This window comes from Cellvibrio sp. 25HG11W-0 (genome assembly GCF_057815475.1).
Genome location: NZ_CM174230.1, coordinates 690,931 through 710,373 on the forward strand (window position 1 = coordinate 690,931; position 19,443 = coordinate 710,373).

Annotated in this window: 16 protein-coding genes; 12 read left to right on the top strand and 4 right to left on the bottom strand. The window is 49.2% G+C overall.

Going from position 1 to position 19,443, the window contains the following annotated elements; all coding sequences use genetic code 11:
• Nucleotides 1-269 precede the first annotated feature (269 nt).
• The 4 genes from AC0KUT_RS03020 to AC0KUT_RS03035 all read left to right on the top strand — a co-directional run bounded on the left by AC0KUT_RS03020 (nt 270) and on the right by AC0KUT_RS03035 (nt 5,228).
• On the top strand, nt 270-1,454 hold the full coding sequence (locus tag AC0KUT_RS03020; protein WP_488833395.1) for a helix-turn-helix domain-containing protein: 1,185 nt from the start codon (nt 270-272) through the stop codon (nt 1,452-1,454).
• A gap of 81 nt (nt 1,455-1,535) precedes the next feature.
• On the top strand, nt 1,536-1,973 hold the full coding sequence (locus AC0KUT_RS03025; protein WP_488833397.1) for a hypothetical protein: 438 nt from the start codon (nt 1,536-1,538) through the stop codon (nt 1,971-1,973).
• A 358-nt stretch (nt 1,974-2,331) separates the two neighbouring features.
• The gene (locus AC0KUT_RS03030; protein ID WP_488833398.1) at nt 2,332-4,560 is read left to right on the top strand and encodes a TonB-dependent receptor; all 2,229 of its coding nucleotides are present in this window, start codon (nt 2,332-2,334) and stop codon (nt 4,558-4,560) included.
• A 206-nt stretch (nt 4,561-4,766) separates the two neighbouring features.
• A complete protein-coding gene (locus AC0KUT_RS03035) occupies nt 4,767-5,228 on the top strand; it encodes a hypothetical protein (protein ID WP_488833400.1) in 462 nt (153 codons plus the stop codon).
• 49 nt (nt 5,229-5,277) lie between these two features.
• Here the strand turns inward: AC0KUT_RS03035 and AC0KUT_RS03040 are convergent, their stop codons facing one another.
• Together AC0KUT_RS03040 and AC0KUT_RS03045 are read right to left on the bottom strand one after the other, a co-directional pair.
• Entirely contained in the window at nt 5,278-7,962 is a 2,685-nt protein-coding gene (locus AC0KUT_RS03040; RefSeq protein WP_488833402.1) for a protein kinase domain-containing protein, read from the bottom strand.
• Between the two features lie 20 nt (nt 7,963-7,982).
• Nucleotides 7,983-8,981: an FHA domain-containing protein gene (locus tag AC0KUT_RS03045; RefSeq protein WP_488833403.1), complete on the bottom strand. Its 999-nt coding sequence runs from the start codon at nt 8,979-8,981 to the stop codon at nt 7,983-7,985.
• A gap of 199 nt (nt 8,982-9,180) precedes the next feature.
• Here AC0KUT_RS03045 and AC0KUT_RS03050 point away from each other — a divergent pair, with 199 nt between their 5' ends.
• From AC0KUT_RS03050 to AC0KUT_RS03080, 7 genes are all read left to right on the top strand, one after another.
• Entirely contained in the window at nt 9,181-10,383 is a 1,203-nt protein-coding gene (locus AC0KUT_RS03050) for an AAA-type ATPase lid domain-containing protein (RefSeq protein WP_488833405.1), read from the top strand.
• 553 nt (nt 10,384-10,936) lie between these two features.
• Complete coding sequence (gene lptM, locus AC0KUT_RS03055; protein WP_488833408.1) at nt 10,937-11,146, top strand: LPS translocon maturation chaperone LptM; 210 nt, start codon at nt 10,937-10,939, stop codon at nt 11,144-11,146.
• A 59-nt stretch (nt 11,147-11,205) separates the two neighbouring features.
• Nucleotides 11,206-12,453 carry a diaminopimelate decarboxylase gene (gene lysA / locus AC0KUT_RS03060; RefSeq protein WP_488833410.1) on the top strand — a complete coding sequence of 416 codons (1,248 nt, stop codon included), beginning with the start codon at nt 11,206-11,208 and terminating at the stop codon, nt 12,451-12,453.
• Nucleotides 12,454-12,608: 155 nt separating this feature from the next.
• Nucleotides 12,609-13,451, top strand: a complete 843-nt coding sequence (dapF, locus tag AC0KUT_RS03065) for a diaminopimelate epimerase (RefSeq protein WP_488833413.1) — start codon at nt 12,609-12,611, stop codon at nt 13,449-13,451.
• A 4-nt stretch (nt 13,452-13,455) separates the two neighbouring features.
• Entirely contained in the window at nt 13,456-14,151 is a 696-nt protein-coding gene (locus AC0KUT_RS03070; protein WP_488833416.1) for a DUF484 family protein, read from the top strand.
• A 71-nt stretch (nt 14,152-14,222) separates the two neighbouring features.
• The gene (gene xerC, locus AC0KUT_RS03075; protein ID WP_488833419.1) at nt 14,223-15,146 is read left to right on the top strand and encodes a tyrosine recombinase XerC; all 924 of its coding nucleotides are present in this window, start codon (nt 14,223-14,225) and stop codon (nt 15,144-15,146) included.
• A 107-nt stretch (nt 15,147-15,253) separates the two neighbouring features.
• Entirely contained in the window at nt 15,254-16,144 is an 891-nt protein-coding gene (locus AC0KUT_RS03080; protein WP_488833420.1) for an alpha/beta hydrolase, read from the top strand.
• A gap of 33 nt (nt 16,145-16,177) precedes the next feature.
• Here AC0KUT_RS03080 and AC0KUT_RS03085 read toward each other — a convergent pair whose 3' ends face one another.
• Both AC0KUT_RS03085 and AC0KUT_RS03090 read right to left on the bottom strand, forming a co-directional pair.
• Complete coding sequence (locus tag AC0KUT_RS03085) at nt 16,178-16,894, bottom strand: ChrR family anti-sigma-E factor (RefSeq protein WP_488833422.1); 717 nt, start codon at nt 16,892-16,894, stop codon at nt 16,178-16,180.
• On the bottom strand, nt 16,894-17,472 hold the full coding sequence (locus AC0KUT_RS03090) for a sigma-70 family RNA polymerase sigma factor (protein WP_488833423.1): 579 nt from the start codon (nt 17,470-17,472) through the stop codon (nt 16,894-16,896). The genes AC0KUT_RS03085 and AC0KUT_RS03090 overlap by 1 nt, the downstream gene beginning before the upstream one ends.
• Before the next feature lie 384 nt (nt 17,473-17,856).
• Between AC0KUT_RS03090 and AC0KUT_RS03095 the strand changes: the two genes are divergently transcribed.
• Nucleotides 17,857-19,428, top strand: coding sequence for a DUF4397 domain-containing protein (locus tag AC0KUT_RS03095; protein ID WP_488833424.1), 1,572 nt, complete (start codon nt 17,857-17,859; stop codon nt 19,426-19,428).
• Nucleotides 19,429-19,443: the final 15 nt, after the last annotated feature.

Below are 19,443 nucleotides of genomic sequence, written 5' to 3' on the forward strand. Positions count from 1 at the left end.
TAGCCTGACCCGAGCGACCAGAGTATGCGCCCGAGTAAGCTTATGCGGTCGTTTCAGTTTGCGTTTTGCGGAAACTGGGAAGTGGTTTTGCTCGAATCTACGCCTAAAATGCCGAGTTCGCATAGTGGCGGCCCAAACAAGAGGGTGTTGGTTTTTCTGGGGCCTGCTAGCCCCATGGATGCATCTTCTATAGTATCCCTGTGCAAGGCACCGCTATCGGCGCGCGAAAATAGAAGAATAAAAGAAGGCGCTTAGCCGAAGGGGGAGGAATGAATCAGGTAGTGTTTAATTTTCACGACGTCATTCTATTGATGACCGCTATGCTCTGCGCTTTTTTTGCGTTGCTGTTGATCCTTACCAATCCCCCTAAAAATATCAGTAACTACTTTCTTGCCGCCTTTTTGATTGCCCATGCATGCATCCCTTTACACGAGCTAATTTTATGGGGCGCAGAATTTAAATTGAGCGTGCGCGCACACTTGCCGCAAATCTATTTTGTGGGTGCCTTTGCCTATTACCTAGATGCGGTATTGCTCTACTTCTATGTGAAGTCACTGGTGTTCCGCGATTTTCAGTTGCGCCGTAAAGATTATCTACACCTGCTTCCTTTCGTGCTCTTTGCGCTGTTTATGTTTTTTGCTTTTTATAGGTACCCGGCAGCGACCCGTTTGGAATGGATTAATACCGAAACATTTGCCTATAGCACCGGTTATATAGGTATGGACTTGTTGATTAAATGCCTGCGTATTGGCTATTGCTTGGCGGGTTTCCTGCTTATTTTCAAGTACAAAGACATACTCAAAAACACCCACTCCAATATAGAAAAGCTGGATATTCTCTGGCTAAAGATTTTAGTGGTGGGTTTTACCCTGGTCACCTGCATGGAGGGCTTTCTCTCATTCTGCAAGGTAATAGGGCTGTTTACCGCCTACGATTTTTTGCACCCAGACCCAGACGGAAACCTCATCGAATACATAGGTTTAAGTGGCTACTACGCGCTTTTTTTCTTGGTCTGTACGCTTGTCTTTACCAGCATGCGCTACTTCAGTAACTTTGAGGCGGTTAAACAAAAAGACGAGAAAGAACCCGTTAAAAAGCCAGCGCAGGAAAAGCCATTCAATCCTGAGTGCGCTGAAAAAATCGACAGCCTAATGCGCAGCCAACAAACCTACCTAAACCCAGACTTAACGCTGGATATGCTCGCAGAGCAACTCGCTATGCCCGCCAAAGACTTGTCGATGATCATCAATCGCCACTACCAAATTAATTTTTATGAATTTGTAAATGGCTATCGTATTGAAGCGGCGCAGCGCTGCTTGCAAGACCCTGTGTATAAAAACAAAACGATTACCGACATCTATTTAGCGGTTGGCTTCAACAGCAAGTCTGTATTCAATGCATTTTTTAAAAAAATAGTCGGCCGTACCCCCTCTGAATACCGTAAGCAGGTTTAGGTAGGGCAATCACATGAATGAGGCTAGCTGCAGCATGACGCTTCAAGATTGTGCAAAAAATATAAATGTGGAAACTATGCATTGACCTACAAATCAAAATTCTTGGTACTTGGCGGCATCATTGCGGCGCTTACCGCCGTGTGGCATCTGCTGTGTATTGTCGGCGGCCCTAGTTGGTATGCGTTTGCACGCGCGCCGCGTGTGGTGGTGGAATCCGCGGCGGCGGGAACCCTGTTGGCGCCAATGGGTGCCGTGGTGATTGCGAGCTTAATGCTCACTTGCACGGCCTATGCCTTTTCGGGCGCGGGCTTAATTAAAAAAATTCCCCTACTCAAAACGGCCCTTGTCGTTATTGCGCTTATTTGTTTGGCACGCGCGTTAATTGCTCTTCCCTATTTGCTTTCGCACTCGTTTGATCTGTGGGAGATGGTTGCTAGCCCTACGTGGTTTTTGGTGGGAATTTGTTTTTTAGTGGGGGCTTTTGAGCAATTATTTTTGAATAGGAACGTAAAAAAATAGATGCTATTCCGTAGCCAAGCTATGTTCAGGCTGCTCGGCAAGCTGCCTGAATGTGGGTTGCGCTCTTTTGTACTTGTGTTAAAAAGTACCGGGCAATTCTCGTAAATTGCGTAATGGATTGTTGAGCGTATTGTTCAAATAGCACGCATTCTAATTATTTAATGTGCCGCAAAAACGCTGAGTAGCCACATGTTTTAGCCGTTAGATGAATGCGGTAAGCCTAAATATAGGCTGCTGTTTATTTTTTCGTCAAATTGTCGGTGTATGTTTTTCATTAAAAGCTGGTAGTCTTTAGGCTTTCACAACTTATACCCTATAAAAATTAATAGCATTCATAAACTACTTAGGTGTTCTGCTCATGATCATGAAAGATTGCATAGGCTTTCGATATTCAACACTGGCACTTGCCTGTGTCTTTTTACCGCAATTAAGTGCGACAGCATTGGCCGTATCTTCGGAGGCAACAGTGGAAGAGGTGCTCGTCACTGCTGCCAAGCGTGAACAGCGGCTGCAGGATTTCACTGGGTCAGTGAGCGTGATCAATGAGTTCAGTATGCTCAATAATTTGAGTGATTTAGCGGGGCAGGTACCAGGCTTGTCTGTTTTGGATGCTGGGCCACGCAACCCTACAGGCTTAATTATGCGCGGCTTGCGGATGGATGAGGTAGGGGCCAATGATTTTGGCGGTGATGGAGCCAGTGTTACTAGCTACGTGGATAATATTCCCCTGCAGGGCTACTTTGTACCGCCGGCGTTTAGTCTGAAAGATTTGCAACAAATTGAAGTAGTGCGCGGCCCGCAAGGCACTCTTTACGGTAATAGCTCCATCGGTGGCTTGGTGCGCTATGTGACGGCCAAGCCGGATTTATCGAAATATTCAGTCACCACCAGTGCCAAGATTTCGCAAACACAAGAGAGCGATGATCTCAATTACGATAGCGATTTGGTCGTTAATATCCCGCTGATAAGTGACAGCCTTGGCCTGCGCTTGCTTTTGGGAAAGACAGAGAATCAGGGGTTTATCGACAACGACTATTTGCTCACGGGCGCGCAACAGGATATTAACGACGATAAAACCCGTCAGGCGCGTATCAGCTTGCTCTGGCAGGCGACCGAGGATTTCTCTCTTGCGAGCAGCTATCACTACCAAAAAATCAATGTGGGCGATCGTCAGGCTGTTAATCCTAGTTTTACGGGTGACGATTACAGCGCATCGAGCCGTTATCTCCAGCCGATGGAGGGCACACTGCAGCTTGCCAGTGTGGATGCCACCTACAATATCAATGGCTCCACACTAACGGCCAGTGTTAACCACTATGGCTATGATCAACATGAGCGCGCGGATCAAACCGATTATCTTGTACTGCTCGACGAGTTCTATTACGACAACAGCTACTACACCACATACGATAATTTTTCTGCTTACACCGCAGGTGATGTCACCGTAAAAAAAGACAGTGCGGAGTTGCGCTGGGTTTCAGCGGATGATCAACCTCTGCGTTGGCTGTTAGGGGCTTTTTATAGTCGTGATGATCTCGATGTGTCAATCGGTGATTATGTACCTGGCTTTGCGGCGTTTGCAGGTGAGGATCGCCCTAATGATTTGGATTATCTCGGCACCCAAACTGAAATCTTGGATGAATACTCAGTCTACGGGGAGGTCAGTTACGATTTAACCCCTCAGTGGGAAATGACCCTCGGCGCGCGGCATTTTCGCTATAAAGATACGCTTGATTCTTGCTACGCACTTTATCCAACAGCAGGTGGACTCAACTGCGAAAATGGCGATGACGATAGTCAGGATAGCTTGGGAAAATTCAGTACTCGCTACAAATTTAACAAGCAGCAAATTATTTATTTTACAGTGGCGCAAGGCTATAGACGTGGCGGTGCTAACACCGCGCCACCAGATTCAACCTTCAATCGTTTTTACGCCCCAGATAGCGCAACTAACTATGAACTGGGTACGCACAGTAGTTGGTTGAAGGAGCGCTTGACACTAAATGCAGCGCTCTATGTGATTGACTGGGATAATTTGCAAGTGCAAACCCTGTCAGAAGATCTTCGCAGTGTTTGGTCCAACGCCGGCAAGGCGCAATCAGAAGGCGTAGAGTTTGATTTGAGTGCGCAGCTTAGCGATGAGTTTAGCTTGTCCGCTAACTACACTTATTCTCGTGCTGAAATTACTGAAACGGTCTTGGGGATCAGTGGCGGTGATTATAACGCCTACGATGGTGATCGCCTGCCCGGCTCTCCGCGCAGTAGTTGGAATATTGGGTTGGACTACACTACTGCCATAAATACGGCCACTTTGGATGCGAGTATTAACCTCAGTCGCATGGGTAAGCTTACTACTGCGCTTAACCCTGAATTTTTTAACTATGAACAGTTGGATGCTTTTACCACGGCTAATGCGCGCGTTGGTGTAACACTGCGTAATTGGCGTTTGGGTGCTTTTGTGAATAATATTGCTAACAGTCGCGGCATTACTGGCAAGCGCACTAATGAGTGGTACGGTGAGCAAGGCAAGTTCGAATACATAACGCGCCCGCGTACTGTTGGCCTCTCTGCTACTTATCATTATTAGTATAAATTGCCTGCGTCTGGAGTGGTCTGTAGTGATCCGACAGGCGCTGTTTTTTTAGTCTAGGCTCTAGTGGATTCAATTTTTCGTTATTCTTTGGGATGAGAATGACTGGGCGTCAATCTTCGAGTGAGGGCTTAATAGGCTGCTTGAACAATTGATATCTTAATCATTAAGGGAAACACTGAATTAACAATGGGAATAAAACAATGGCAACAGAAAATCATCAGGCTCCACAACCAAAAGTCATTCGGGTGCCCGAAGGTGGGAATAAAGCATTTAATTTTGAGTTAACCCCTAATACGCTTAACTCTTGTGATAATCCTTGGGAATTAATTTACATCAATAAGAATGGCAAGCGCACATCTGTATCTACCTTAACAGTCAGTTTTTCCGAGGACTCAACTCCTGCAGAAATGGCTGAGGAGTATGCCCTCATTTTGGTTACCCTGAGTGCCAGTGCGCAGGCTGCCAAGTGGCAATTTATTCCCTCGGTTGTGGTGTATGAGGATGGTCTGGTTGCGGGTGACTCGATCACAACCGATCTGGCGTATCGCATCGTGGCGATGAGCGAAGGTCAGGGAGGGCATTTAAGTTATGGCATTAAGGCGACTTTAAATGGTGTTACTTACACTGAGCCTGACCCTAGAGTTGTCGTTGGTCGTCCTTAATCAACATGTAAGCTCTGTCATGGTGTGAAAATAGCGGCAGGTCGCTTGGTTAATGGTGCGTGCAGCGCTCAGGCGCACCATGTTTTTTCAGTAGTTCTGTGAATTTTGCGTCTTGGCATAACCGGTCGAACCAGGGAAGTTCAAACCAAATCTTATTCAGCCCATTGTTAAGCGAAGCCTCAATGTTAAAAATAGCCGATGCCTGGTTCAAGGCAATGGTGTGTACGAGTGCTGCTGTATAGGTTGTTTGCGCGTTTTGCGTATCTTGTTGCTCTAGTTTTTTAAGTATTCCGAGTGCGTCAGATATCTTTCCTGTATGTGCATACGCTTGGGCAAGATTAGATAATTCTTCTGCAGAAGGATCTTTTTTGTCGAGCTGGTGAATGATTGCTTCATAGCGTTTTATTGCATCTTCATCTTTACCGAGCAGGTTTTCCGTGTCTGCAAGGTTTAAACATAGCGAGGTGTTGAACGGCGCTAGCTGGCAGGCGGTGGCGAAGTTTTTATTTGCTAGCGGATAGCTTCGGGTTAATAGATAACTCAGACCAAGGTTGTTGATGTTAAAAGGGTCGTCAGGTCTTTGTGCTAATGCATAACTGGCTGCATTTTTTGCTTTCTGCATGTCGCCTTGATATATCGCGATTGCGCCATAAAGGGCATGGGCTTTAAAAAAATTGGGTGAGAGTAAAAGGGATTTATCAAGATACGTCTGTGCTTGTTTTGTATCCCCTGCATTCCAATACGTAAGTGCGAGGTAATAGTAGTTTTTTGCTGTTGCCTTGGATGCGATTGCATTTTGATAGTGTTGAATTGCCTGCGTAAAATTTCGTGCGGCAAGCGCGCTGTAGCCCTGTAATTCATGATAGGCGGAGAGCCTGATATGTGGCGGTTTTAACGTGGTCAAAATGGCCTTGGCGCGAATGAAGTCTTGCTGTGCCACCATTAAGAAAAAATGGTTGTAGAGTGATTCTGGATTTTGATTATTGCTGGAAATAGGTGTAAGTCGCCGCTCCAGTCTCGTTAATATGACCGCATCACCTTGTTCATAATATAAATCCAGTGCGATTTCGGTGTAGAGGCTTTGCAGGGAAAGGCTGCGCAGTGCTGTTGGATGGAGGTTGTCCAGTTCATCCAGCTGAGCTTGGGTCGCCCCCAGTTTTTTGTATTGAATGCCGATCTCAAGAAAAGTGGTGTAATTGATGGGGGAATCCCAATCGCTTGTATTGGGTAGCTGGGTATCGTACATGGTCCCCATGCTGCTCTTTAGTGCTTCTGCGATAGCGGCGTAGTCATCAGTCAGCACATCAATCGTTGTGGTGTTTGCGATTCTTAACCGGAGATCCGTTGATGCTCTTAATTTGGTTAAGTTAATTGCACAAGTATCAGTTTTACAGAGAATCTCGGCCGTAATTAACTCATCCGCTGCTGTGGCTTTGCGAATGGCTTCTGTATCTCCATTTGCATCCGCAATCTCTTCACGCGGAATTAAATAATACCCATCCAACTGAATCACGCCCTGCTGAATCGCATCATAAACTGCACCTTTAATCAGTTCCTGCTGCGATTCCTGCATTCCCTCTGCTGTCAATTTGGGTGGAATTACCGCGATATACTTCGGTGGTTTAGGCTGCAATTGCCAAACTGCAACCGCCGCAAGAAGCAATACGCTGAATAACCCAAAACTCACACTGATTTTATTTTCAAGCAGATAATTTGTAATCGGCAACCAGCGCGATTTTTTCGGCGCGGTACTAATCGCAACAAAGCGGGTTTCAAACGTCGGGTGGTCTTGCGTTTTTACGGCACGATTAATACCGGTATATTTTACATTCGTTTGATTCGCTGCGCTGCCATTGGGGATAAGTGCTTGTGTCTCATCGCTAACAAAATCATTGGCGAGTTGTAAGTGGCTCAGTGCTTCAAGCTGCGCAGCGACCCAGTGAGTATTGCCCGGGCGTTTCTCCGGATCTTTGCTGAGCAGTTGGCCGAGCAGGTCATTAATTTGGGGCGGTAAATTGGGATTGTGTTTGCCCGGTGCAATCGGTGGGTGCGAAATAATCCGCTGCATTAATTGCAGTTTGTTTTCGGTTTCGCCAAAGGGGTGAGCGCCGCACAATAGTTGATAGGCGAGTATGCCGAAGGAAAATAAATCACTTTTAAAGTCCAGCGCTTCGCCCATGGCCTGCTCGGGCGACATGGAGCAGTAGCTGCCAGTTACGTGGTCAGTGAGGGTGGCGCTAAAGTCTTGCGACTTGGCGATACCCAAGTCAGAAATCTTGGCTTGCCCGCGTTTGTCGATAAGAATGTTTTCGGCTTTTAAATCGCGGTGAATGATACCTGAGTCGTGGGCGACGGCGAGCCCTTGGGTAATTTGTGTGAGCCAGCGCATGCGCTGTGCAAAGGGCGCTAGGTGCTCGCGCAGGTGTTGTTGCAGATTTTGCCCCTCTACATACTCCATCACCAGCGCCAGTTGCTCGGGCGTTTCTACAAAGTCGTAAATTTGCACTATGTGCGGGTGGTTGAGCTTGGCGAGCAGTAAGGCCTCGCGTTTGAAGCGCTCTATGTAGTGGGCTTCAAAGAGTTCGCTGCGCAAACATTTGATAGCGACCTCGCGCTCCAGTCGCGTGTCGCGCGCTAGGTATACCAAACCCATACCGCCACGGCCGAGGGTCGAGAGTATCTCGTAGTGGCCCAGTTGGCTGAATGGAAGTGTATGAGGTGTGGTTGAATTCATAGTGGCGCGTTCAACTTATGTTATGAACTCAATTCCTGTGGGCAGTTTAAATCGGTGAGCGGCGCTTGGCTGATCACGTTACCACCTTTGTAAATTTTGAACTTGTCGCAGCCAAAGCGGAGTTTACCACCGCGTCGCTCCAGCAGGCAGGTCTGCATTTGTGCGTGTGGCAGCGCATCGGCGAGCTGTTTGCGCGCGCGAAAAATATGGATGTTCATGTGGGTGTTGTCCATACCGAGTTCGGCGGCCAGTTGACTGGCATAGACCCAGCCTTGGCTGTGGCTGTCGAGGTCGCGCTCTATGTCCTCCGCGCGATGGCGCGCGAGCTGCAGCAATAGATAGTGATGGCTGCGCACACCTAGGTCGATCTTCTGTTGGTCGTGTTGTAGGCACAGCTGCGTGCTTTCCTCATCCAAGCTTAAATCAAACACAAACTCGAATTTGGCTATGGTGTCTGCGGTGTGCACGCGCGCCTCGGTGGGACCGTAAATTTGCGCGCGAATAAGCTGCCAGTGGCTGTTGTTAAATTGTACGAGGTCGCCCGTTTGCAGTGGGTGCGATTGTTGTTCTTCATGCTGCGAGAGCGGCTCTTGGTGCCATTGGTTGTCTTGAATAAAGAGCGCCAGTTCGGGTGTTTGCTCGTCGGGTAATAAGTTATAGCGATTCAATACTATGGGCTGCGGCACTTGGTTCTGCTCCAAGGGCCAAAGCATATCCGCTGGCGGGGTTAGGTCTATGACGCTGAAAGCGGGGTCATTGAGCTCGGCGAGATGAATCTTGTCGCCCAAGGTGAGCGGACGAGTGTCGCCCTGCTGCAGTAGCTCCCCATTAAGGTGAGTGCCATTGAGCCCAAGATTTTTCAGGTGCCAGCGCTGGTCGCGCCATTCAATTGTGGCGTGTAGTTTGGATATATAAGGTTTGTCTAGGTGCGTATCAACAATGCTGGCAAGCCGACCAATGGTGTGGTGCGGGGCTAAGGGAACATAGTTCTCAGTGTTCGCATCAAATAAAAATGCCATAAATCTTCCAGGTTTAGGGTCAGGAACTGGCGCTTATGCTGGAGGCTTCCCTGGTCTACTCCGTTGTTCACTTAGCGTGATCCCACATAGGCGTGTAATAGCTCGTAATGGGCAGCTATCGCGCGAACCTATAGATTGCCACAATAGGCGATGGGTTTCACCCATTGCGACTCGGTGGTACGGAGTTTGGGTGATTTATATGAGCGATCAGTTTAAAACCCCTGCTAATCGCAGGCCTTTGGCAAAAGCGGTACACCAATTTAGCGCATCTTCGCTATCTAAATGGGTTCCCATTAACAAAAGCTTTCAAACTCTTACGCAGATCATTTTACGTGCAACTGTTGAACGCTTGGGTTTGGCTAATTTGGCGGTGACCTTGCGTTGTGTCAATCATCAGGGTTATCGCCACTTGGTATTAGTTAGCCATGACGACTCGCTTCAGTTGGCGGCAGTGGGGCGCGTAGAAGAATTTATCATCTCGACGGAAGCGGCCATGCCCATGAGCCCCGTGTGCGAGCGTTTAGATGTTGCTGAGGCGGTTACTGTATCGATTAACTATCGGCAGCAGCGCCTAGGTTATCTGCATGCCATGCCGCGCTCCGATGTGTCGACAGATATTGTGCAGCTGAGCGACAGCTTGGGCGCAGTTATCGATGAGCTATTGGGGGTAATACAGCGCTATCAAACTCGCCACAGAGCAATCTACATTTATGGCGACCAAGCTTATTGGGTGGGGCATAGCGAAGCGCTTCGCTTATTAGATCAGCGTATTAACAAGCTAGCACAGGCGGCGGCTCCGGTAGTCATTCGGGGCGACAAGGGTACCGGCAAAGTGATTGCGGCGCGCTCACTCCATTGTGCGCGTCACAGTGATATGGTGGCTTTTATTGAATCCTCCTGTAACGAATGGGAAGAGGGCGCTGCCTTGAGTGTTATGAATGCGCTCTATAGCTATGCGCGTGGTGGCAGCCTGTATTTACGCAACGTGGATAGACTTTCACCAGCAAGTTTAAAGGTGGTGCGTGAGTTTTGGGATAAGGATCATCGAGACTGCATGTATATGGGAGCTGCGCGCCAAGTTGATTTGTTGTTGAGCCTCGGCCAGCGCAATGGCGTGGTAAGCAGAGAGCTTGGCGATTGGATTGCGCGCGATTGCGCGGAACTTTATTTGCCTAGCCTTACAGAGCGCCTGCCGGATTTGCGCGACTTGGTGCACTTTTTTTGGCGTGAACATGCGCAGGATACTAAATTGGATTTCACCGAAGATGCTTGGCGGATGCTCGAGGCTTTGGAGTGGCAGAATAATGTTGAGCAGCTCCGACAGCTCATACAGCGTTTGGCGCTGGTGGCAGATAAGGGCACCATAAACGAGTCGCTTTTGTTTAGTGTGATTTCGGCCTAGGGCTTTATGAAAATTGTCGTATTAGCTTGTTGAGAAAACTCGCTCTAAGCCGCTCGCGGTATGAAGTTTGTTGTGCGAGGGCTGCGTAAATGTTCGCAGCAACTGTTTTTCTTTATGTGTGTCGTTGTAATAGCTGTGCGGCCTAACCTTAGCTGGTGGGCTCAGCTCATCATCTTTTTATTCCTTTTGCATCTCCCATCCTGTTGGTTGGCTCTCGCCTTTTGGTGTGCGGTTCTGCATGCGAATTGTTTTTCTTCACGATGGATATTTCCTTTTAAAATTGTGGCCGCTTGAGGGCTGCGCTGCGCCTGTTGCCACAATTGGCATACTGCTTTCTATCTTCCCCTTCTCCCTTTCAATTAAATATGTGGTTTTTCATTAAGTTCGTTTTGGGCTGTTTCATCTCGAATGCAATGGTTCGAGCGGCACAGGGTGAATTACTGTCTTGGATTGGTCGTAATGCTTGCTTTGTTGTGAGGGCGCGGGTGCAAGGTTATACTTGCCCGTCTTTTTAATCGCCTCGCTCCGTGCAGGGGCCGCTAGGGGTGTGAACATGAAATTCGCCGCAGTATTGCTATCGTTGAGTCTTGGCTTGAGTGCCTGTGGTCAAAAAGGGCCGCTGTATTTGCCTCAATCGCAACAGCCGAATGCGGGCGCCGCCAAGGTGGAATCGCAAGTGTCGCCGCAAGCGAATCGAGCTGCAGCATCATCTGTTCCGGCTAAGCGCGAGAGCCCCGCTGCAGAAACCAACAGCCAAGACTAAAAACGCGCGCGAGCCAATAGTGTCTCAGGCGCTTTTATCTATTTAATAAAGAGTGATTTATGCAACATTTTACCCCACGCAATGGCGAACTTTACGTTGAAGATACTCCCTTAAGTGCTGTTGCCGAGCGCTTCGGTACGCCCTGTTATGTTTACAGCCGCGCCGCGTTTACCCAGCAATATTTATCCTACGCGCAGGCGCTCGGTGAGCACCCCGGTATGATTTGCTATGCCATCAAGGCTAACTCTAATCTGGGGGTGCTTAACCTCCTTGCTAAATTGGGTGCGGGTTTTGACATAGTCTCCGGCGGCGAGCTGGAGCGAGTGCTGCGCGCTGGTGGCAACCCTGCGCGCATTGTGTTTTCCGGTGTGGGTAAAACGCCTGCAGAAATGGCGCGCGCCTTAGATGTTGGCATTTTTTGTTTTAATGTGGAATCTGAAGCTGAGCTGGAATTGCTTGCGACAGTCGCGGCAGAAAAAGGCAAGGTTGCGCATGTGTCTTTGCGAGTGAATCCCGATGTGGATGCTAACACCCACCCCTATATTTCCACGGGTTTAAAAGAGAATAAATTTGGTATCGCCATAGAGCGTGCACCGGCGGTTTATGCGCGTGCGCAGCAGTTGCCCAGCTTGGTCATTAAAGGCTTGGATTGCCACATAGGTTCGCAGCTCACACAGCTTACCCCTTTCTTGGATGCGCTTGATCGTCTTTTGGGTTTAGTTGACCAACTGGCGGCGGCGGGTATTGAAATATCCCATTTGGATTTGGGTGGTGGTTTGGGTGTGACCTATCGCGATGAAACGCCGCCGCCAGTAGCAGATTACATGGCAGCGATTAAAGCCAAACTGGGCGCGCGTAAATTGGCGCTGATGTTTGAGCCTGGCCGCTCTATTTCTGCCAATTCGGGTGTGCTGCTTACTCAAGTTATGTTTTTAAAACCGACTGAGCACAAAAACTTTGCGGTGATAGACGCCGCGATGAATGACAATATTCGCCCTTCACTCTATCAAGCCTGGCAGGATATTCAGCCATTAAAACCGCGCGCAGGTGCCACTATGCAGTGGGACTTAGTAGGGCCAATTTGTGAAACCAGCGACTTTTTAGGTAAGGATCGCGCGCTTGCACTTGAGGCGGGTGATTTTCTCGCGGTAATGTCGGCGGGTGCTTATGGTTTTAGTATGAGTTCTAACTACAACACCCGTGGGCGCGCCGCCGAAGTGATTGTCGATGGCGATACTATGCACCTTGTGCGTGCGCGTGAAAATTTTGAAGACATGGTGCGCGGCGAAGCGGTCCTGCCAGAATAGCCGCGAACTCTTGCTTGGTGGGTGTCTTGTTAGCACTCCCAGTGTAAATTTTTACCCGTAGCTGGCGGCTATTCCGTTACACTCCGGTTTAGACGGTTGGACGACGAGCAGTGCGTAAGGTATTGCTAAAGTATTATTTCAAAGCGGATTGATCAATGCGGTTACGTTTTAGCAAAATGCACGGTTTGGGCAATGACTTCGTCGTGATCGATGGCGTTAGCCAAAGCGTGCGCCTGACGCCGGAGAAGATTCGCTATATCGCCGATCGCAATTTTGGTGTGGGCTGCGATCAAATTCTCTTGGTCGAAATTCCCGAAAATCCCGATGTGGATTTTCGCTATCGTATTTTTAATTGCGATGGTAGCGAAGTAGAAAATTGCGGTAATGGCGCGCGCTGTTTTGCAGTGTTTGTGCGCGAGCGCAGGCTGACTGGCAAAAGTTTAATTCGGGTTGAAACCGCAGGCGGTATTATTGAGCTGCGCGTGCAGCAAGACTCAGAGCAAAATGAATTGGTCAGTGTTGATATGGGCGCGCCGCGCTTAGTGCCCGCAAGTATTCCTTTTGTGGCGACTGAACAAGCCGCTACCTACAGCATTGATCTCGCAGGAACTGCGCTAGAGATCTCGGCCGTTTCTATGGGTAACCCCCATGCCGTTATTTTGGTAAATGATTCCAAGGCTGCGCCCGTACTTGAAGTTGGGCCAGTGGTTGAACGCCATGAGCGTTTTCCGGCGCGTGTTAATGTCGGTTTTATGCAGGTGTTATCGCCTGCGGAAATTAATTTGCGCGTGTTTGAGCGCGGCGTGGGCGAGACACTTGCCTGCGGTACGGGTGCCTGTGCGGCTGTTGTCGCTGGGCGTTTGCGCGGCCTGCTTGACGAACACGTAAAAGTTAATTTACCCGGCGGCAGTTTACAGATTAGTTGGGCTGGCCAAGATCACGCGGTCATTATGACTGGGCCTGCCGTTACAGTATTTCACGGACAAATAAAAATATAAGCCTATGAATGATACTCAGTCCCCCACACTTGCTGATCCGCTAGAACCTGAACAGATCGTTGCCTACTTGGAGGCGCACCCAGATTTCTTTGTGGCCCAGCCTGCATTGTTGGCTGAGTTAACACTTCCCCACGAGACCGGTTCAGCCGTGTCTTTGGTCGAACGTCAAGTGTCGATACTGCGCGAGCGCAATATCGATATGCGCAACCGTCTCAGCAAGTTATTAGATAACGCGCGCGATAACGACAAGCTGTTCGATAAAACCAAACGCTTGGTCTTGAGCCTTATCGAGGGGCAAGATATGGGCGATATACTTGACGCCCTGCATTACAGTTTTGATAAGGATTTTGGCATACATCACACCCGTGTAATTTTATTCGGCAATGTGGAAAAAATTCCCAGTAGCCAAGCGCGTGTGGTTGCCATTGCGCAAGCGCGTGACCAAATCGGCGCGCTGATGAAATCGCACCGTGCGATCTGCGGTACGCTCGGCGCAAAAGAAATGGCCTTTGTCTTTGGCGAGCAAGCTGCTGAAATAGGCTCTGTAGCAACTGTGCCACTGATGCACGGCAGCGTATTTGGTCTGCTGGCCATTGGCAATCGCGACCCTAATTACTATCGCTCCAGTATGGGTACCTTGTTTTTAGGCTATATTGCAGAAGTACTTAATCGTTTGTTGCCAAAGTATTTACCGCGCTAAGGTGCGATAAATATTTCGCTACTGGCGTTTTACTTCATGCTTTCTCACTCCATTGCCATTCAGGGCCGCTCATGACTGATACCCTTCCCTTTGTGCAGGAGCTTGCCGCTTTTTTCACTTATATGCGCAGTGAAAAGCAATTGTCTGTGCATACTCAAAAAAGCTATCTGCGCGATCTCGAAAAATTTCAAACACTCTGTGCAGAAAATCAATTACGTGATCTTGCCGCCATTGAGGTTCGCCATGTGCGCACTGCCGTCGCGAGCTTGCATCGCCAAGGGTTGGGCGGAAAAAGCCTGCAGCGCTGGCTGTCATCGCTGCGCAGCTTTATGCAGTTTTGTATTAAGCGTGGTTGGATGACAGTGAACCCCGCCGATGGCATAAGCGCGCCTAAATCGCCGAAAGCATTACCCAAAACACTCGATGTTGATCAAGCCGCGCAATTTGTTGAATTGGATGGCGATGATTTTATGGCGCGCCGCGATCGCGCACTCTTGGAGTTAATTTATTCGTCGGGTTTGCGTTTGGCCGAAGTCGTCAGTCTAAATGTGCAAGATATAGATTGGACTGAGGCTATGCTGCGGGTGACGGGTAAGGGCAGTAAAATGCGCGACTTGCCCGTAGGTTCGCAAGCGCTTGCGGCGCTTAAACATTGGCTGCCTGAGCGAAAACTTTATACGCAGCCCGATGAGCACGCATTATTTACCACTCAGCGCGGCTCGCGTATTAGCCATCGCGCCGTACAAATGCGCTTGCAGCAACTCAGTGTTAAACAGGGCATGGATAACCCCGTGCATCCACATATGCTGCGTCACTCCTTTGCGAGCCATATGCTCGAATCCAGCGGCGATTTGCGCTTAGTACAAGAGCTATTAGGCCACGCCAATATCTCCACCACGCAGATTTACACCCATCTCGATTTTCAACATCTTGCCAAGGTTTATGATCAAGCGCATCCGCGTGCTGGGCGAAAGTCTGAAAAGGCCGATGATTAACTAAAATAAACACTCTTCAACATGATTAAATCCCTGCGCCCGTCATAATGATTGCCCGATAGACTAAAAACGCATGCACCATGTCGTTTTAAGCAGAGGCCATATCTATGTTAGGTATTATTGCGCGAACCATTCTTGTCATAGTGGTATTTACATCCGCAGCTGCATTTGCTGCTGAGTCAGAACGGCACTTCAGTATTCAAAATACCCATTACCTGCAGTTGCATTCAGTGCAAACAGGGCATGATCACGAGTTAATTATTTCGCTGCCGGAAAGCTACGCGACAAACCCCACAAAAAAATACCCGGTGCTGTATTTTTTAGACGGCTATTGGGACCAACCACTTTTGAGTGCGACCTACGGTAACCTTATGTACGACAAGGTTGCACCCGAATTTATAATGGTGGGTTTTTCTTACCCCGGGGCGGCAGATTATGGTGTGGAGCGTCAGCGCGATTTTACGCCGAGTGTTGAGGCCGGGCGCAAAATGCCTTCCGGCGGCGGCGCTGCTTTTTTGCAGTTCATTAAAGCGTCGGTAGTGCCTTTGATTGAGCAGACGTATCGCGCCGATCCCGCACAGCGCGCGCTGTCTGGGTCGTCGCTCGGCGGTTTGTTTGCGCTCTATGCCATGTATCAAGAGCCCAGTTTTTTTGATCGCTATATTGCCATAAGCCCTGCGGCGGGTTGGGATAATGGCTATTTGCTAAAGCTCGATGCGGATTATGCGAAACAGCACAAAGCCTTGCCTGCACGCGCGTTTATATCCTATGGGACTGCGGAGTACAAACCCTTCTCTCTGCCAATCGCGCAGCTACAAAAGCAAATCAAAAAGCGCCGCTACCACGGCTTGGCGCTTCAAAATTATCAAATGCAAGGCTTGCGTCATACCAGTGTAAAAGGCGAGGGCTATGTGCACGGTTTGATATGGGCCTGGCAGGATATTACGCCCAAGATGCCCAGTAGTTTAGAAACGGGGTTTATGGCCGAGGGTAAGTAAAGCCATTAGCTTTTTATGCCTCGGCTAGTTTATTTAGTGCCACGCCATAAATGGATTAAAAATGCGCTGCCAGCCCGTAAATTTGAGCGGCGCATTTAATACCGTTAAGCAAATACAGTCTTCATTTTGCAGTGCCGTAGGGCTGTGGTAGTGCTGGCTGTCGCGCTCAATGAAATCACCGCTGTGATATACACCCAGCTCATCAGAAAACCCCCCAGCTAAAATAACGGTGTACTCAAAACCCTTATGGGTGTGCTTGGGTACCCGTGCACCAGCGTTGATTTTTTGTAAGCGCACTTGAAAACCCTTGTCGTTAATCAAGCTGCTGAGATCAAACATGCTGATTTCACTCGATTGACGTTGCCAAGGCAAATCCTTAAGTGGCGCAGGTAGGAAGCGAGTCAAGGGGTTGCGATATTCTGTAGTGCTTGCTGCTTCCGTCGCTACATCACTTTTTCCATCGAGCGCGTGGCTGTTGTTGCGATCGCTCATTGTTCCTACCTGAGGTTGCTGAGCGTAAGTCGCATGGGGCTCCAGGCGATCTAACAGCGCATCAAACTCAGCATCAGAGTTGCTCGCAGGAGTAATCTTGTCGAGCAGCGCACCACCCACATTGTTTAGTTTTTTAATGTGAGTTCGGCAGTTGTGACAAGCGCATAGGTGCATTGACACTGCCAATGCTTGCGCCGCACTGAGGTTGCCTGCCGTGTAATTTAGTAAGTTCATATCGTCAGGGTGATGGGCGCTCATTATTCATTTACCTCAAACATTACGCGCAATTTTTGCAGTGACAAGCGCAGGCGGCCTTTGACCGTGCCTAAAGGAATCTTTAGCTCCGCTGCTACTTCTTCGTGGGTTTTACCTTCAAAGTAAACTTTGCGCAATGCGATCATTTGCTCTTCAGGTAGTTGGTCGATATGGCCTTTTACAAATTTCTCGGTGGAGAGATTTTGTATCGAAAATATCGTTGTGTCCTCTGTGGGTATCTGCCACAACTCTTCGGTTTCTATCACAATTTCAGCGCGGCTGCGATTCATTTTGCGCAGCATGTCGATGCGCTGGTTGCGCGCTATGGTGAATATCCACGTCGATACCGAGGCGAGCGCGGCGGAGTACTTACCCGCATTGCGCCACACGTTAATCATAACTTCTTGTACGAGCACTTCAGCGTGTTGGCTAAAGCCTTGGTTAATGGCATATGCCTTTATACGTGGTGCGAAGTGGGTGTAGATCTGTTTGAAGGCTAATTTGTCATCCGCCTCGGCTACTCGCTCTAACAGTGCGCCCCAATCGGGGTCATTGCTCTCTGTTGATTTCACGCCACTCATTGATCTTGCCCTTGCGTAAGTCATTACTCAGTGCCTCATTATGGCCGAAAGATCATATATTCATAGCTTGTTAAGCTAATTCCAACCCATGTTTACGTTGGTGCGACGGCTAGGGATCAGCGCCCTGGAGATTATTTTCTGTTCTTGTGACTTTTTGCGTTTTAAGGAGTGTTGATCAAAAAATTTACCGACCTAGTTGATCCTGCTTGCATAGCGGCGCGTAGAAATTTCCGTTGTATCAACGGCAGGCACGATTTCCCTGACAGGCGCATTCTTCCTAGCAACAGCCCTGAATAGGTCAAACGTGCCGCGTAGTTAAAATTCTGCCCATTTTTATAGCGACAGTGTCGCTTGTAAGAGGCTTCTTACTAAGAGGAAAGGACAATGAAATTTTTAAAAATTATGATAATTGGTTTGTTCGGTTTGATTGTGGCCGCCTGCGGTAGCGATGATAAAAAGAATGTTGCTGTAACACTGGACCCTGTGACGGCCACCTTGAAAGTGGGCGCGTCGCAAAACTTTAGCGCGACCGTAACCGGCACTAAAAACACCGCCGTGACCTGGGCTGTGACTGAAGCCATGGGTGGCGTAATCACCAGTGCCGGTGTCTATACCGCACCTATGACTGCCGGTACCTATCATGTGACTGCGACCAGCAATGACGACCCCAAGCGTATGGCGACTGCGACCGTGACAGTCGTGCCGCCCGATCAGGCGATGGTGCGGGTATTTCACGCTTCACCCGATGCACCCAAAGTCAATCTGTGGGTTAACGGTTCGGTCGCCGCATCGGGGCTTGATTACCAAAAATCCACCGGCTATCTGAACTTGAATGAGGGCACTTACAATATTGCGGTGGAAGGAATTGTACCCAGTGGCAATGTGACAGTAATTGGTCCCGTTGACTTGAGCCTTGCAGGGAAAACTGCTTACGATGTGATCGCGGTGAATACTGTAGTCGATATAGAGCCATTGATACTTGCGGATACTGGCAGCTTGAGTGATGCAACCAAAGTCCGTGTGCGCGTTGCCCACTTGGCGGCAGGTGCGCCTGAAGTGAAAGTGTTTGTAACAGCGCCAGGCGCTGACTTGGCCGGAGCGAGCGCATTGGGCAGCTTTGCTTTTAAAGGGAGCCTGGGGCCAGTAGAGGTTGCCGCAGGCGACTATCAGGTGCGCGTGACCTTAATGGACGGCACCCTGGTGTTTGATTCAGGCACCCTTAATCTCGCGGCGGGTAAAAACCTCTTGATAGGTGCAGTCAGCAATGTGGGCGCAGGTGCTTCACCGATTAATTTGGCCGTGCTCGATGGCGCAAGTGTAGGGGTGGTTTACGATAAATCTGCGGGTGCTAACTTGCGTGTAGTGCATGCGTCGGCAGATGCTCCAGCGGTAGATGTACTCGCCAACAACGGCACTAGCCCTGCAATCAGTAACCTTGCATTTCCAATGAGCACAGCGTATCTGAATCTGCCTGCCGCGACGTACAATTTCAAAGTCACGCCAGCCAGAACCCTTACCCCTGCGGTAATTGACGCAGATGTGCCGCTGGTAAATGGAAAAGAGTACAGCCTATTAGCCGTTGGAACTTTGGCGACTATAGAGCCCCTACTGCTTGAGGATAACAACCGTAAAGTCGCCACAGAAGCCAAGGTTCGTTTGGTGCATGCATCGACACTCGCAGGCAATGTGGATATCTATGTGGTTGCGCCCGGCAGCGGCACGGCTAATCAAACCCCGGCGTTTGCCGATGTTCCATTCAAGGCATCTACCGGTTATGTCTCTCTCGCTGCGGGTAGCTACGATGTGATCATTACTCCCGCGGGTCAGGCGAGCATAGAGGCCATTAAGGCAACGCTGTCTCTGAGTGCGGGGGAAGTGTATACCGCTGTAGCGCGCGACGGCATTAACCTCACAACACCACTAGGTGTAATAGGTCTTGATGGCTTAGCCCCCTAGTTAAGTATTGTACGG

Bases quoted from the DNA above. Each gene is read 5' to 3' on its own strand.
- AC0KUT_RS03040 (WP_488833402.1), bottom strand. From the start codon at position 7,962: ATGAATTCAACCACACCTCATACACTTCCATTCAGCCAACTGGGCCAC.
- dapF (WP_488833413.1), top strand. From the start codon at position 12,609: ATGCGGTTACGTTTTAGCAAAATGCACGGTTTGGGCAATGACTTCGTC.
- AC0KUT_RS03045 (WP_488833403.1), bottom strand. From the start codon at position 8,981: ATGGCATTTTTATTTGATGCGAACACTGAGAACTATGTTCCCTTAGCC.
- AC0KUT_RS03080 (WP_488833420.1), top strand. From the start codon at position 15,254: ATGTTAGGTATTATTGCGCGAACCATTCTTGTCATAGTGGTATTTACA.
- AC0KUT_RS03085 (WP_488833422.1), bottom strand. From the start codon at position 16,894: ATGAGCGCCCATCACCCTGACGATATGAACTTACTAAATTACACGGCA.
- AC0KUT_RS03090 (WP_488833423.1), bottom strand. From the start codon at position 17,472: ATGAGTGGCGTGAAATCAACAGAGAGCAATGACCCCGATTGGGGCGCA.
- AC0KUT_RS03035 (WP_488833400.1), top strand. From the start codon at position 4,767: ATGGCAACAGAAAATCATCAGGCTCCACAACCAAAAGTCATTCGGGTG.
- lysA (WP_488833410.1), top strand. From the start codon at position 11,206: ATGCAACATTTTACCCCACGCAATGGCGAACTTTACGTTGAAGATACT.
- xerC (WP_488833419.1), top strand. From the start codon at position 14,223: ATGACTGATACCCTTCCCTTTGTGCAGGAGCTTGCCGCTTTTTTCACT.
- AC0KUT_RS03030 (WP_488833398.1), top strand. From the start codon at position 2,332: ATGATCATGAAAGATTGCATAGGCTTTCGATATTCAACACTGGCACTT.
- AC0KUT_RS03020 (WP_488833395.1), top strand. From the start codon at position 270: ATGAATCAGGTAGTGTTTAATTTTCACGACGTCATTCTATTGATGACC.
- AC0KUT_RS03070 (WP_488833416.1), top strand. From the start codon at position 13,456: ATGAATGATACTCAGTCCCCCACACTTGCTGATCCGCTAGAACCTGAA.
- lptM (WP_488833408.1), top strand. From the start codon at position 10,937: ATGAAATTCGCCGCAGTATTGCTATCGTTGAGTCTTGGCTTGAGTGCC.
- AC0KUT_RS03095 (WP_488833424.1), top strand. From the start codon at position 17,857: ATGAAATTTTTAAAAATTATGATAATTGGTTTGTTCGGTTTGATTGTG.
- AC0KUT_RS03050 (WP_488833405.1), top strand. From the start codon at position 9,181: ATGAGCGATCAGTTTAAAACCCCTGCTAATCGCAGGCCTTTGGCAAAA.